Origin of the sequence: Nocardia sp. NPDC019323 (assembly GCF_044389845.1) — a bacterium.
In the GTDB taxonomy this organism is placed as follows: domain Bacteria; phylum Actinomycetota; class Actinomycetes; order Mycobacteriales; family Mycobacteriaceae; genus Nocardia; species Nocardia implantans.
In genome coordinates this window covers 553,840-568,861 of the sequence record NZ_JBIRYN010000002.1, presented here as the reverse complement: position 1 = coordinate 568,861, position 15,022 = coordinate 553,840, and the positions used below count along the sequence as shown (strand labels likewise).

General features: G+C 67.7%; 11 protein-coding genes. 8 read left to right on the top strand and 3 right to left on the bottom strand.

Annotation, left to right across the window (positions count from 1 at the left end; genetic code table 11):
• Positions 1-261 precede the first annotated feature (261 nt).
• Complete coding sequence (locus ACH49X_RS09935) at positions 262-2,919, top strand: replicative DNA helicase (protein ID WP_195079489.1); 2,658 nt, start codon at positions 262-264, stop codon at positions 2,917-2,919.
• 252 nt (positions 2,920-3,171) lie between these two features.
• Entirely contained in the window at positions 3,172-4,845 is a 1,674-nt protein-coding gene (locus ACH49X_RS09930; RefSeq protein ID WP_195079490.1) for a cutinase family protein, read from the top strand.
• A gap of 59 nt (positions 4,846-4,904) precedes the next feature.
• Here ACH49X_RS09930 and ACH49X_RS09925 read toward each other — a convergent pair whose 3' ends face one another.
• Both ACH49X_RS09925 and ACH49X_RS09920 read right to left on the bottom strand, forming a co-directional pair.
• On the bottom strand, positions 4,905-5,654 hold the full coding sequence (locus ACH49X_RS09925; protein ID WP_195079491.1) for an SDR family oxidoreductase: 750 nt from the start codon (positions 5,652-5,654) through the stop codon (positions 4,905-4,907).
• Between the two features lie 180 nt (positions 5,655-5,834).
• Positions 5,835-7,055, bottom strand: a complete 1,221-nt coding sequence (locus tag ACH49X_RS09920; protein ID WP_195079492.1) for an acyltransferase — start codon at positions 7,053-7,055, stop codon at positions 5,835-5,837.
• 249 nt (positions 7,056-7,304) lie between these two features.
• Between ACH49X_RS09920 and ACH49X_RS09915 the strand changes: the two genes are divergently transcribed.
• From ACH49X_RS09915 to ACH49X_RS09895, 5 genes are all read left to right on the top strand, one after another.
• Entirely contained in the window at positions 7,305-8,219 is a 915-nt protein-coding gene (locus ACH49X_RS09915) for a DMT family transporter (RefSeq protein ID WP_195079493.1), read from the top strand.
• 77 nt (positions 8,220-8,296) lie between these two features.
• Positions 8,297-8,734: a nuclear transport factor 2 family protein gene (locus ACH49X_RS09910; RefSeq protein ID WP_195079494.1), complete on the top strand. Its 438-nt coding sequence runs from the start codon at positions 8,297-8,299 to the stop codon at positions 8,732-8,734.
• 17 nt (positions 8,735-8,751) lie between these two features.
• On the top strand, positions 8,752-9,417 hold the full coding sequence (locus ACH49X_RS09905; RefSeq protein WP_357209166.1) for a methyltransferase domain-containing protein: 666 nt from the start codon (positions 8,752-8,754) through the stop codon (positions 9,415-9,417).
• A 149-nt stretch (positions 9,418-9,566) separates the two neighbouring features.
• Positions 9,567-10,910 (top strand): wax ester/triacylglycerol synthase family O-acyltransferase, encoded by a 1,344-nt coding sequence (locus ACH49X_RS09900; protein WP_357209164.1) that lies wholly within the window; start codon positions 9,567-9,569, stop codon positions 10,908-10,910.
• A 218-nt stretch (positions 10,911-11,128) separates the two neighbouring features.
• Entirely contained in the window at positions 11,129-12,253 is a 1,125-nt protein-coding gene (locus ACH49X_RS09895; protein ID WP_195079497.1) for a nitronate monooxygenase family protein, read from the top strand.
• Between the two features lie 387 nt (positions 12,254-12,640).
• On the opposite strand, the gene ACH49X_RS09890 is transcribed toward ACH49X_RS09895, so the two are convergent.
• Positions 12,641-13,417, bottom strand: coding sequence for a GntR family transcriptional regulator (locus ACH49X_RS09890; RefSeq protein ID WP_195079498.1), 777 nt, complete (start codon positions 13,415-13,417; stop codon positions 12,641-12,643).
• A 106-nt stretch (positions 13,418-13,523) separates the two neighbouring features.
• Here ACH49X_RS09890 and ACH49X_RS09885 point away from each other — a divergent pair, with 106 nt between their 5' ends.
• Positions 13,524-15,014: an AarF/UbiB family protein gene (locus ACH49X_RS09885; protein ID WP_357209163.1), complete on the top strand. Its 1,491-nt coding sequence runs from the start codon at positions 13,524-13,526 to the stop codon at positions 15,012-15,014.
• The last annotated feature ends 8 nt before the right edge of the window (positions 15,015-15,022 follow it).

Sequence of the window (15,022 nt, the reverse complement as noted above, 5' to 3'; positions counted from 1 at the left end):
ACAGGGGGTGCACACGGTTGGGTGAACTCTCCCCAAGTTATCCACAGCTGTGTGCACAGGACGGTTTGGTGCCCGCCCTGCGGGTCGCCTAGGTTCGTCGCATCGCTGCGCGCCGACCGCTCCCCAGCGCGCGCACGGACCGGTGCCGCGGCGGTAGCTGGAGCCCTGGTCAACGGCTTGGACGAACGTGTCGGTGCCCGGGAGTAAAACGAGTCGACAGGGTGCATCCCGGTCGCGGGGTAGAGAGGACGGTCGAGTCTGGTGACAACCACCGATGACCGCGGGCACACGGATTTCCCGCCCGAACCTCCCGGCGAAGATTTCGGTCGCCAGCCTCCGCACGACATGGCGGCCGAGCAGTCGGTGCTCGGCGGCATGCTGTTGAGCAAGGACGCCATCGCCGACGTGGTCGAGGTGCTTCGGCCCGGCGATTTCTACCGCCCCGCCCATCAGGCCATCTACGACACGATCCTGGATCTCTACGGGCGCGGGGAGCCCGCCGACCCGGTGACCGTCGCCGCGGGCCTCGACCGCCGTGGCGAGCTCAAGCGCATCGGCGGCGCGCCCTATCTGGTCACGCTCACCCAGACCGTGCCAACCGCGGCCAACGCGGGCTACTACGCCGAGATCGTCGCCGAGAAGGCCATTCTGCGCCGCTTGGTCGAGGCGGGCACCCGCATCGTCCAGTACGGCTACGCGGGCGCCGACGGCCAGGACGTCGCCGAGGTGGTCGACCGCGCCCAAGCCGAGGTCTACGAGGTCACCGAACGCCGCACCAGCGAAGACTTCCTCCCCCTCGAAGAATTGCTCCAGCCGACGATGGACGAGATCGACTCCATCGCCAGCCGCGGCGGCATATCCCTCGGCGTCCCCACGGGTTTCACCGAACTCGACGAAATCACCAATGGTTTGCACCCGGGCCAGATGATCATCGTCGCCGCCAGGCCTGGAGTTGGTAAATCGACGCTGGGAATGGATTTCATGCGCAGCTGCTCGATCAAGCACGGCTTGGCGAGCGTCATCTTCTCACTGGAGATGAGTCGCACCGAAATCGTCATGCGGTTGTTGTCGGCGGAGGCGAAGATCAAGCTCGGGGATATGCGGTCCGGGCGGATGAGCGACGACGACTGGACCAAGCTGGCGCGGCGGATGAGTGAGATCAGCGAAGCGCCGCTGTTCGTGGACGATTCACCGAACCTGACGATGATGGAAATCCGCGCCAAAGCGCGACGGCTCAAACAGCGCCACGATTTGAAACTCGTGGTGGTGGATTACCTCCAGCTGATGACGTCGGGCAAAAAGGTCGAATCCCGTCAGCAGGAAGTCTCGGATTTCTCCCGTAATTTGAAACTGCTGGCCAAGGAACTCGAAGTGCCGGTGGTCGCGATCAGCCAGCTCAACCGCGGTCCCGAACAGCGAACCGACAAGCGCCCCATGGTGTCCGATCTCCGCGAATCGGGCTGCATGCCCGCCAGCACCCGCATCCTCCGCGCCGACACCGGCGACGAGACCACGCTCGGCGACCTGCTGTCGAGCGGGGAGCGGCCGTTGGTATGGTCGCTCGATGAACGGATGCGGATGGTTGCCCGACCGATGGTGAAGGTGTTCTCCAGCGGGCGCAAAGAAGTGTTCCGCCTGCGCCTGGCATCGGGCCGAGAAGTGGAAGCGACGGGAAACCATCCGTTCTTGACCTTGGATGGCTGGATTCCGCTCGAGAAGCTGTCGGTCGGCGACCGACTCGCCACTCCTCGTCGGGTACCGGAGCCGGTACACACGTCGCGGATGCCCGATGCCGAGGTCATCCTGCTCGCCCACATGATCGGCGACGGCTCCTGCGTGAAGCGGCAGCCGCTGCGCTATGCCAGCGTCGATGAGGAAAACCTGGCGGCGGTCACCGAAGCAGCGACGCATTTCGGCGTTACCGTCGCTCGTGACGACTATGCGGCAGCGAGGGTCACGACGCTTCGGCTGCGCGCTCCGAACCGACTTGCGCGCGGCAAACGCAATCCGGTTGCCGCGTGGCTGGATGAACTGGGACTGTTCGGTCTGCGCAGCTATGAGAAGTTCGTACCCAAGCGCGTCTTCGCGCTTCCGAATGATCAGATAGCATTGTTCCTGCATCATCTCTGGGCAACGGATGGTTCCGTGCGCTGGGATGCGAAGGGACGTCAGGCGAGGATCTACTACGCATCCACCAGCCGCCGCCTGATCGACGATGTAGTCCAATTGCTGCTGCGCTTGGGCGTGCACGGCCGCATCAAAAAAGTCACCAAGTCCGGCTACCGGGATTGTTGGCATCTCACTATCGACGGCGCGGAGAATCAGACGATCTTCCTGCGTGACATCGGGGTGCACGGCGCACGGGGGCAGTCCGCCCGAGCAGCCCTTGCCCAATTGGAGCCGATGACACGCAATACCAACGTCGACACGGTTCCCCGCGAGGTTTGGTCGAAGGTTCGTACGCTGCTGAGCGCCAAGGGCATGACGCACCGCGAATTCTCGGCGGCGATGGGTTCACGTTTCTGCGGATCGACGATGTGGAGGCACTCGCCCAGTCGATCCCGGCTGGCTCGGGTGGCAGCAGTGCTGGAAGACGCAGAAATCGAAATGTTCGCCACGAACGATGTCTTCTGGGACAAGATCGTCGACATCACCAGCCTCGGTGAGCAGGACGTCTACGACGGCACCGTGCCAGGAACACACAATTTCGTCGCGCAGGGAATCTCGGCGCACAACTCCCTGGAACAAGATGCGGATATGGTCATCCTGTTGCATCGTCCCGATGCTTTCGAGCGCGACGACCCGCGCGGCGGTGAGGCGGACCTTATTCTCGGCAAACACCGTAACGGTCCTACCGCGACAATTACTGTCGCCCACCAATTGCATTTGTCGCGGTTCGTGGACATGGCGCGCGGCTGAGTTCTGCCGGCGATGAGCATCGGGGCGCCGTGTGCGTCCCGATGACCTCGCGGCGCGGCGTCGTCGCCGGTCGACGACGCCGCCGAGCGGTGCTCCGACGCGCTGGGTAGGCGGAAGACGCTTCGGGGTTCGAACCCTTCCATCCGGCATCAAGTAACGCTCAGGGCCCCGGCCACGACGTCCTCGGTGACGTATGGCCCGTCGGGGGGCTTGTCCGTCCACTTTGTCGGTGTATGGAATGGGAATCAGGACATGGCTCTTCGCGAGTTCTTCGCGCGGCATCGTATCGCTTCGGCGGTGGCCGCACCGGCGGCGTTGGGAGTGGCGGCGGTCGTCGTCGCCTCGTTGGCGCTGACCTCGACGCCGGAAACCAGGGATACGCGGCTCACGACGTCCGTCACGGAATGCCGCGACATGGTCACCATCTCGGTGGCCGGTCGCAACGACACTCCGGTGGAGGGCACCACCAAGATGCTGGTGGACGCGAACGGCAACCCTTTGCCCGCGGCGCTGTCGGGCGATCACAGCAGCGAGTGGGTCGATCCGGTGGTCAACGCACCCGCCGATGACGTCGATCCGGACGCGTACGCCGCGGTCTACATCGCCTATCCGGCGAATATGTCCACCTACGAGGACGCCGTCAACGCCGGTGTCGAGAACACCGAACGGGTGATGCGGGAGATCGCCCAGGCGTGCCCCGACACCAAGTTCTCGATCGTCGGATACAGCGAGGGCGCCGACGTCGTCCGCCGTGTCGCGATGAAGATCGGCCATCAGGAACCCGGCCAGGACGGCGCCTACGGGATCGTGGACCCGGACGACGTCGTCGGCGTCGTCATCCTCGCCGATTCGGGCCGGTCGGCGGGCGACGGGCCGTTCCCCGGATCGAAGGACCCGTTCGGCAATCCGGACGGCTTCGACCAGAAATATCAGAGCGGCGCCAACCCGGTCCCCGGACAGGGCGCGGTGCAAGGAACCAGCGGCGACTTCGGCGCGCTCAACGGCAAGATCGCGTCGTTCTGCTCCGACGGTGATCTCACCTGCTCGGCGCCGCAGAACATCTCCCTGCTGCAGTTGGTGGTCAATGTCGGCAGGCAGTTGAACGTCGACGCGCTCGAGCGCGACGGGCTGACGCCCGCGACCGGGCAGGACGTCGCGGTGGTCCTCGGCCGGATCGCGATGGCGGCGTTCGCGGACATCCAGTCGCAGCCGAACTGGATGCAGAGCGACGAGACCTTCCTGCAGGTGCTGTTGCGGGTGTCGGACCCGGCGTACAAGCCGGGCGAGAAGAAGGCTCCTGCGCAGGCGGAGGCGATTTCCACGAACGAGATGTCGCCGCTGGCCTACCTGCCGCAGAAGGTGCTCAACGAGATCGTCGGACTGATCGTGACGAACCAGAACACCATCCCGGTGATCCTGAGCGACCCGTACAACCTCACGCTCGGGCCGAACCACACCGGTCACCACTTCGACTACTGGGACGACGCCGATCCCGCCGCGGGCAAGCCGCTGACCTCGGCGGAGTACGCCGCCGCCTGGCTCACCCACCTGGCGAAGCAGGCGCAGGCCGGCAAGCAGGTCGACCCGACGTCCAAGCCGCAGGCGGCGGATCTGGCCGCCGTGTACAAGGCGGTGGAGACCACCTCGGCGGCTCCGACGACCGAGCCGGCCAAGGCGTCGACCACGTCGCCGAAGCCGACCAGCGCCGCGCCCACGACGACCAGCGCCGCGCCGACGACGACCGGTACCACGGAGCGGCCGACGGCGGCGCCGAGCTCGAGCACCACTTCGGCGCCGGTGGTCACCACGCCGCCCGCTCCGGCTCCGGTCGCGGCTCCGGTCGAGACGACCAAGCCCACCACCACGGAATCGACCACGACGACAACGCAAGCGGCGCCGACCACGACCGCGAAACCGTCGAACTGATCGACCCACGGGCCGCGATCACAGCCTCCAGGCGTGGTCGCGGCCCTCGGCGTCTTCGCTCAGACCAAGCCGCCGTTGGCGCGAATGATCTGGCCGTTGACCCAGTGGCCGTCCGGACTGGCCAGAAACGCCACCACGGCGGCGATGTCGGCCGGTGCGCCGAGTCGTTGCAGCGGCACGGCGTCGGCGAGCCGGGCGATGGTGGCGTCGTCCTTTCCGTCCAAGAAGAGGTCCGTTGCGGTCGGGCCGGGCGCCACCGCGTTGACCGTCACGTCCCGGCCGCGCAATTCGCGCGCCAGGATCATGGTCAGCGCCTCGACGGCACCCTTGCTGGCGACGTAGGCCCCGTACGTCGGAAACGCGGTTCCGACGACCGAGGTGGAGAAGTTGACGATCGCCCCGCCCGGCCGCAGTCGGCGCGCCGCCTGCTGGTCCACGACGAAAGTGCCGCGAATATTGGTCCGGTGCAGGCTGTCGAGCACGGCCAGATCGAGCTCGGCCACCGGCGCGAGATGCATCCGGCCCGCCGCGTGCACCACGACGTCGACGCCGCCGAATTCGCTTTCCGCCCGGTCGAACACCGCGGCCATCGCGGATTCGTCGGCCACGTCCCCCTGTGCGGTCAGCGCCACGCCGCCCGCGCCGCGGATCTGTTCGGCGGCGCTGTCGGCTTCGGCGGCATTCGACGCGAAGTTCAGCACGACGGCGCACCCGTCACCGGCGAGCCGTTCGGCGCACGCGCGGCCGATGCCGCGCGAACCGCCCGTTACCACTGCGACTCGGGCAGGCCCGCCGCTTGTGTTGGCCACCGGTTGCCGTTCCTTTCGTTCGCCGAAGCTGGGAGACGCCCGCCACCAGGACGAACGACTGTTGACGGGTTTTCCTGGGAGTGGCCAACCCTAACAGCGTGGTCATGCGGATTCGCCCGCCAACGCGCGAGGGGTGCGGCGTAATCGGACGCACCGTTGGCGTACCGCCCGACGGCCTCGTCAGTCGGGCACGCCCCGGAGGTGACGGCCGAGCACTTCGATGCGATGACGCTGGATCTGCGTGAATTCCTCGGGGTGATGGATCTCCACGCTCAGCCGCCCGTCGAACGTGCTGATGACACAGGTGCCGCCGCCGGGTTGCTGCGGGCGGCGTCCGGTCAGATCCGGCTTCGCGAGCATGGCGGAGTGGAAGTCGTCGATCCGCAGCTCGTCCTGTTCCGGTAGCGGCGGGATGGTGCCCCAGTTGGTCGCGATGACCACGCCCGGCAGAGCCGGGCGCGGCGCCGCCGCCATGTCGGGGATGCTCAACGGGGTGCGCTGCACGATGCCGGCGGACAGGCCCGCGTGCAGCGCCGCGCCGATGCCGCGGGCCGATTCCACCAGCGTCACGTCGGATGCGGGGGAGAGGTAATTGGCGAACCCGAGAACGTTGGTCCCTTCGGTGGCGCCGATTCGCGGGGTGACCCTGGTCCGCAGGTCGACGGAGTACAGGTAGAGCAGGCCGGTGAGCGGCAGTTCGCGAATCTGGGCTTCGGTCCGCAACAGCGCGGCCGACACCAGGCCGTGCACCGTGACGTTCTCGCGGTGCCCGACGGCGACCAGCGCGGTGGTCTCCTCCCGGGTGAGCAGGCATCGGGTGGTGCGCAGCGTCGGGTAGTCGTCGTCGCGCGGCGGCGGGACGTGCGGCGTGGCTGCGGTGTTCGCGGCGCCGGGCAGCGCCATCTTCTCGATGCCGCGCGCCGCGAGCAGGCGCTCCACCGGGTCGGGGAACGCGTGTACCGGCGCCTCGGGGGTGGCGCCGCCGACCGCGGCCCGATACCCGGCCCAGAATTCGGTGACGATGACGAACGCGTGGAAGGCGTCCGCGATGCTGTGATGGATCACGAGGGTGACGCTCGCGGTATCGCCGTCGCGCACCACGCAGAGTCCGCAGACGCCCGTGCGCTGATCGAATTTCGCTCCGGTGAGCGCCGATTCGGGATTGCCGTCGGCGACGAAGATCTGCGGCGTGGCGTCCGTCGCGACGAAGACGCGACCGCCCTCCGCGGACGACTCGATGCGGGCGCGCAATATCGGGTGCGCCCTGGTGACGGACTCGAGGGCCGCCGTCAAGGCGGGCAGGTCCAACCGGCCGGATACCCGTGCCGCGTAACCGATGAAGACCTCGCCCGCGGCGAACATCTCCTCGCTCGGGGCAAGCCGGCGGATCACGTCGACCACGATGATGTCTTCCCTTCGTTCCGGGCGAAGACTAGCCCGAACAGCGTTGTCCGCGCGCACCATTCGCTCAAATAGGACTAATGGGACACGGATCCGTGCTCACCGGCCTTACCGGGGACGGGAAACCGGATCTGTCGGATGATCCGATCACCTGAATAAGCTCGCAGTGGTCGAAAGCGAGCGGAGCATGTTCCCAACCCCCGACACCGAGTCGGTCACCGTCGGTCCGCATCGCGGAGCGGTCGCGCGATGACCCGCCGCGGGTGGGCGCTGTTCCTGGCGATGGGCGTGATCTGGGGCGTGCCGTACGCGATGATCCGCGTCGCGGTAGTGGATCTCGATCCGATCGTGGTCGCGTTCGGCCGCACGCTGATCGGCGGTTTGCTGCTCCTGCCGGTCGCGCTGTACACCGACGCGCTGGCGCCGGTGTTCCGGCGGTGGCGGCCGCTGCTGCTCTACACCCTGGTGGAGATCACCGGGCCGTGGTTGCTGATCGGGTACGCCGAGACCACGCTGCACAGCTCGACGGTCGGCCTGCTGATCGCGGCGGTGCCGCTGATCGCCGTGGTGATCGTGACCGCGCTCGGCCACGACCGGTTCGACGCGCGCCGGGTGGCCGGTCTGTTCGTGGGGTTCGCCGGTGTCGCCGCGCTCGTCGGCTTGGACGTCGACCTGGGGAATCCGGCCGCGATCGCCGCGATCGGGCTGACCACGGTCGGCTACGCGGTCGGCCCGATCGTCATCAATCGCGCGCTGGCCGATCTGCCCCCGCTCGGTGTGGTGACCGCATCGTTGCTGCTGGCGGCGGTGATCTACGCGCCGTTCGCGGGGTGGCTGCGCCCGTCGCACCTCACCGCAGACGCGGGTTGGTCGGTGCTCGGGCTCGCGGTGGTCTGCACCGCCGTGGCGTTTCTGTTCTTCTTCGCGTTGATCGCCGAGGTCGGCCCTGCCCGTGCCACGGTGATCACCTATATCAATCCCGCGGTGGCGATCCTGCTCGGCGTCACGGCGCTCGGCGAGCCGCTGACCGCGGGAATGGCGATCGGCTTCCCGCTGGTCATCCTCGGTTCGGTGCTCGGAACCGCGCGCGGGCGCGGCGAGGCGAGCACGGACCTCGCCGCGCCCCCGGCACCAGAGGCCGCCGTCCCATTACCCGAGAAGTAATCGCCAGGAGGGGCGGCACTGCCGAGAATCGGTTGCGCGCCGCGTGATCGCGCGGCGGGTGTGCGAAAGGACTTCTCGTGTCAGTCACCGTGCCCGCCACTCGAGCGGTGGTCGAAGAGTTGTTGCGGCGAATCGCTTCCGGAGACCCGGACGCGGTGGCCGAGTTGTACGCCGAAGACACCGACTGGCAGCTCGATTGGCCGGAGGCGGAGCACGGCCGCGCGGCGACGCCCTGGATCCGGCACCGTCGTACCCGCGCCGACGCCGCCGAGCATTACCGCTCGCTCGCCGAACACCATGTGCCGGAGGACGTGGACACCCGGGTCGAGCGGGTGCTGGTCGACGGTGCGGACGCCGTGGTGCTCGGGGAGATCCGGCAGACCGCCCGCCGCACCGGCCGCGCCTATCGCGCGCGGTTCGCGTTGCATCTGACGGTGCGAGACGGTCTGATCGTCCGGCACCACGTCTACGAGGACAGTCTCGCGGTCGCCCAGGCATTCGATCCGGGGGAGTAGGTAATACGCTGCTCGGGATGCTGCATCCGACGGAAGACTTCGCAGACGAACATCCCGACGTGGCCGTCACCCGCGCCGCCTACGACGACGTCGCCGATCTCTATACCGAGCTTTTCCGGGACCACCTCGCCGGCGCGGTACTCGACCGCGCGATGCTCGGCGCGTTCGTGGAGTCGGTGGCGCGCAAGGGTTCCGGGCCGATCGCCGATCTCGGTTGCGGCCCCGGACGGCTCACGGGCCATCTCGCGTCGTTGGGGGCCCAGGTGTTCGGCATCGATCTTTCGCCACGCATGCTGGAGCTGGCCCGCGCGGAACATCCACAGCTGCTTTTCGCGCAAGGGTCGGTGGAACAGCTACCCATAGGCGACGAGGCGCTCGGCGGCATCGTGGCGTGGTACTCGTTGATCCACCTTCCGCCGGATCGCGTGCCGCACGTGTTGAGCGAGTTCCATCGGGTACTCGCAACCAAAGGGCACGTGTTGCTGGCCTTCCAAACGGCAGACCAGCCGGATGCGGTGGAAGCCTTCGACCACAAGGTGACTCGCGCCTATCGGTGGGCGCCGAAGCGTCTCGCGCGCCTGCTCGGTGCCGCCGGGTTCACCATGATCGCTCGGATGGTGCGCGAGCCGGATCCCGAGGAGCGGTTCGGGCAGGCCTACCTACTGGCCGCGAAGGTTCGGTGACGTACCGAACACGTTCCATCCGGTCCGGGTGAGTCCGTCTCCGGGTAGGTTTGTCGTGTCGCGGCGGCTTCACGGCTGCGCGGGCCCGCCGACAACGTGGTCGATCGAACTCCGAACATCTTCACCATGTCGTCAGGGGGCGACTCATCATGGAATTCATCGCGCCGGTCGATGCCGTCTTCTTGCTCGCCGAATCCCGGGAACAGCCGATGCACGTGGGTGCGCTGCAACTGTTCGAGCCGCCGGAGGACGCCGGGTCGGATTTCGCCGCACAAGTGCACGACAGACTGGTGGGCAACACCGACGTCGATCCGGCCTTCCGCAAGCATCCCGCCACGATCTTCGGATCCCCGCAGATGGCGTGGACCTATGCCGACGACGTGGAACTCGACTATCACGTGCGGCGGCTGGCCGTCCCTGGGCCGGGGCGCATGGACCAGCTCGTCGAGCTGGCCGCCGGGCTGCACAGCAGTCTGCTCGACCGGCACCGCCCGCTGTGGGAGTTCCATCTGATCGAAGGGCTCGCCGACGGCAGGTTCGCGCTGTATTCGAAGATGCATCACGCGTTGATCGACGGCGTTTCCGCGCAGCGTCTCCTGCGCCGCACGCTGACCAGCGATCCGGGCTCGAGTGTCACACGGGTGCCGTGGCACCTGCCTCGGGGCAGGCGCGGGACGCGGTCCAGTACGGGGAGCGCGGCGCGCAATCTGGTCGCCGCCGCCACGTCCGGCGCGTCGGTGCTGCGTGCCGCGCGCACCGCGCTGGCGCGCCAGCAGCTGACCCTGCCGTTCGCGGCGCCGCGCACCATGTTCAACGTCCCCATCGGCGGCGCGCGCCGCGCGGTGGTGCGGTCCTGGCCGTTGGAGCGGTTGCAGCAGGTGAAGAAGGCGACCGGCGCGACGCTCAACGACGTGGTGCTCACCATGTCGGCGGGCGCGCTGCGACGGTATCTGCTGGAACGCAACGCCCTGCCGGACAAGCCGCTGGTCGCGATGGTGCCGATGTCGCTGCGCGCCGAGGACGACGAGGAGACCGACGGGGTGAAGGTCGGTGCGGTGCTGTGCAACCTCGGCACCGACATCGCCGATCCGCTCGGCCGCCTCCAGGTGGTCGCCGCGTCGATGCGCGACGGCAAGGACGTGTACCGCACGCTGTCGTGCAACCAGACGATGGCGTTGTCGGCATTGATGCTCAGCCCGCTGGCCCTCAATCTCGTGCCCGCGCTGATCCCGTGGACCAATCCGACCTTCAACATCGTGATCTCCAACGTGCCGGGGCCGCGCGAGCCGATGTATTGGAACGGTGCGCGGCTGGACGCGAGCTACCCGCTGTCGATCCCGTTCGACGGCCAGGCGGTGAACATCACGCTGACCTCCAACGCGGGCAATCTCGACTTCGGCGTGGTCGGCTGCCGCCGCAGTGTGCCGCAACTGCCCCGTCTGCTCGATCACCTGGAGGCCTCGCTCGCCGAACTGGAGCGCGACACCGCCTGACCCGGCAGCGCATTCCGCAGAAAACTAGAACGTGTTACTGTCGAGGCATGGTGCAACGGCCAGTCGACGAAGCCGCAGCCGCTTCATGGCGATATCAGCGGCTCGCGGCGGACTCGACGCGCGGCGACCGAGCCGAGCCGAGCGCCACTTATGCAACTCGTTCTAGTACATCTGCGCCGCGCCGTTCGCGGCGGAGCAGTTAGGGAGACCAGCACGCCATGCGTACCGAAATCTGCGAACGGCTCGGGATCGAATTCCCCATCTTCGCCTTCACCCACTGCCGCGACGTGGCGGCCGCGGTCAGCAACGCGGGCGGACTCGGCGTGCTCGGCGCCGTCGGCTTCACCGCCGAGCAGCTCGAGGTCGAGCTGGCCTGGCTGGACGAGCACGTGCAGGGCGTCTACGGCGTCGACCTGGTGATTCCCTCGAAGTACGAGGGCAAGGGCATCGATGGGCTGAGCCCGGAGGAACTCGAGGCCAAGCTGGCCGAGTTGGTCCCGCAGGGGCACCGCGACTTCGCGGAGAAGATCCTCGCCGACCACGGCGTGCCCAAGCTGCCCGAGGACGAGCACCACAACCAATTGCTCGGCTGGACCGCCACCACCGCGGGGCCGCAGGTCGAAGTGATCCTGCGGCATCCGAAGGCGAAGCTGGTCGCCAACGCCCTCGGCACCCCGCCGGAGGACGTGATCAAGCAGGTGCAGGATTCCGGCCGGTTGATCGGCGCGCTGTGCGGTTCGGTCAAGCACGCGCTCAACCACAAGCGCGCGGGCCTTGACTTCGTGGTGTGCCAAGGGACCGAGGGCGGCGGTCACTGCGGCGAGGTGTCATCGATGGTGCTGTGGCCGCAGGTCATCGACGCCGTCGGCGACCTGCCGGTGCTGGCCGCGGGCGGCATCGGCAACGGCCGCCAGGTGGCCGCCGCGATGGCGATGGGCGCCGCGGGCGCGTGGACCGGCTCGGTGTGGCTGACCGTCGAGGAAGCCAACGTTCCGCCCGCCCAGATGCAGACCTACATCGACGCCACCAGCCACGACACCGTGCGTTCGCGCGCATGGACCGGCAAGCCCGCCCGCATGCTGCGCAATGACTGGACCGAGGCGTGGGAGCGGGCCGACACCCCGGATCCGCTGCCGATGCCGCTGCAGATGATGGTCGCGCTGGACGGGGTGAAGCGCGGGCACCGCTATCCGGAGGCCGCCAAGGACGTCAACTTCAACCCGGTCGGCCAGATCGTCGGCATGATGAACCGGGTGGAGCGGTCGGCGGACGTGGTCAACCGCCTGATCCAGGAGTACGTCGAGGCGTGCGAGCGTCTCAACAAGCTCAACGGCGGAGCCTGAGAGTCCGGGCACAGAATTAGGGGCCGCGATGCCGTGCGGTGTAGCCGCGCGGCATCCAACCGGTGAAGTCCGGGATGATCGCACCGGCGTCGAGGCGGCCACCCTTGCGCCGGTGCGATTCTCAGAACACGGCTTCGGCCCGATCGCGCGGCGTGGAAGGACTCGCTTCGCGCTGTCGCCGAAGCGTTTCGGTGCGGTTGAGCTCTTCCACCGCGGTTGGGGCGCTCTTGTCAATTCGGGACCGATTCATCCCCTTCGTCCCATGCGGTGTCTGGGTCGGATTCCGTCGCAGAACCTGCGGCACGACGGATTTCGACGCCCTGAGCGCACCGGGTACGCGAGGCCCCGAAACAATGTCCCAGACAGATTGGGCAGCGTACGAAACGGCTAGGCGGTCGCGGCCCGGTGCTCGTCGGCGCTTTCCTCGACGCCGACCACCAACTCCTCGAAGCGCGCGACGACCTTCTCGTGGTACATGCCGAACAAATCCTCGAACAGCGCCAGCTGAGCCTCGCTCGGCCCCGATCCGGAGTCCCACACCGCGGCCAGCGCCCGCCAGACCAAGACGTGCAGATCCGGCGCGCCCGCGAAGTACGCCTCGACCGCCTCCGGCACCTCGAGCACCGTCTCGCCGATCGAGTTCAAGATCGCGCGCTGCATGGGGAGTCCGAGCGCGGTCAGCAGCCTGCGCACGAGCGCGACCTCGAGCGCGAGCATCTGCCGCAAATCCGGATCCTGCTGACGCGCTATGGCTTCGAGTTCGTCGATGGTGGATTTCGTTTCGGCCGAATCGATCCGCTTTTCCCCGCCGGTGTAGGCGAGCAGCGCCTCCAGCACGAGATTGCGCTCGACGTCCACGAGGTCGCGGAACATCTCCATCGCGATGTCGGGCATGGGAATCGAGAAACGGAACAGCTGGCGGTACACGTCCACCCCGCCCGCCTCCCTGACGTCACGGATCGTGAATCCCTTGCCGCGCCTGGCTTCGACGAAACCGTACGACTCCAGCCTGCCCAGGGTCAGCTGCGCGGTCGCGCGGTTCATGTCGAACTCCTCGGCGACCTGACGTACCGACGGCATGAGATCCCCCGGTTGATATTCCCCTGCGGCAACCCGGCGCGCCAGCTCGTCGGCAACGTCGGCGACCACCGTCTGGGATCCCATCGAAGTCACCTTTCGACTACTTTCGAAATACGTCCCAGACAGTCTAAGCCCTACTGTCCGGTACTGCACCTGTGTCACACTTGTGCCCGCGACTGTGAGGTGAGTCATGACCATCCGGCCCATCGGAGAGCGCCCCGAGGAGGGGGCGGCGGGCAAGCGATCCCGGCTTTTCGCGTCGCGTTCCCACGGTAAACCACCTGTTCACGGTGCTGTTCGCGGGGCCAAGCTCGCCGCGCTGCCGATGGCGTTCGCCGGAAGGCAGGCCGCGGGCCTCGGCAAGCGGGCACTCGGCAGATCGGCCGAAGAAGTCAATCGCGACATTCAGCTCCGCACCGCGCAGCACATCTTCGAGGTGCTCGGGGAGCTGAAGGGCTGCGCCGCGAAGCTGGGGCAACTGCTGGCCATCTACGAGCTGGCGCTGCCCCGGGAGCTGGCCGAGCCGTACCGGATCGCGCTCAGCAGGTTGCAGGACGCCGCGCCCGCGATGCTGCCGCACACCGTCCACGCCGCCATGGCCGAAAGCCTCGGAGCGCGATGGCGTTCGTATTTCCGCGCGTTCGACGATCGGCGCGCCGCCGCGGCATCGCTCGGCCAGGTGCACCGCGCGATCTGGCACGACGGCAGACCGGTCGCGGTCAAAGTGATGTATCCCGGCGGCAGGCAGGCGGTGACGCGCGATCTGGACCACCTGCGCCGGATCTCCTATCTCGCCGCGGTTTTCCTGCCTGGCGCGGACATCGCGGCGGTGACCGAAGCGATCTGCGCGTCCGTTGCCGGGGAACTCGACTACGCGGCGGAGGCCGATCATCAACGCGCCTTCGCCGCGGCGTACGCCGACGATCCGGACTTCTACGTGCCGAATGTGATTGCGCAACAGGGCGACGTGCTGATCAGCGAGTGGCTCGACGGCACGCCGGTGCCGCGCGTCGTCGCCTCGGGCACCAAGGCCGAGCGCGACCGGGTCGGCATGCTCATGGTCCGCTTCGTGACTTCGGGCTGGGCCAGGCACGGCCTGCTGTACGCCGATCCGCATCCTGGCAATTTCCGCGTGCTTGCGGACGGCAGGCTCGGCGTGATGGATTTCGGCGCGTGCTGCGCTTGGCCGCCGGAGGGTTTCGGCGAATTGACGCTCGACTGCTGCAAAGCGATATTCCGCGGCAGCCCTGGCGATCTGGCGGACGCAACGCGCAGACACGGGTTCGTGGAGAACGGACGCGCACTCGACAGCGATGCGCTCTACGCCGCGATCACTCCGTGCGGCGAGCCCTTCCGGCACCAGACCTACCGCCTGACCACCCGCTGGTTGCGCCGGCAAGTCCTGCGCGCCACCAATCCTCGATTGACCAACGTGGTCCGGCAGATGACCATGCCCGCCTACTTCACGCCGTTCGCCCGCTCGTTCCTCACGCTGGTCGGCGTGCTGGGTCAACTGGAGACCGAAGGTCCCTATCGCGACGAAATCGTCCGCTGGATACCGGAATTGAGCGAGGCGTTCGTCTCGGACGAGACAGCGCGGACGGCCGCGCAGACGGTGGATCTCGCCGCCGCGCGGAGGAGACGCGCCGAGGTGGGCAAGCGGGATGTGCCAACCGGGTAATTCGGATC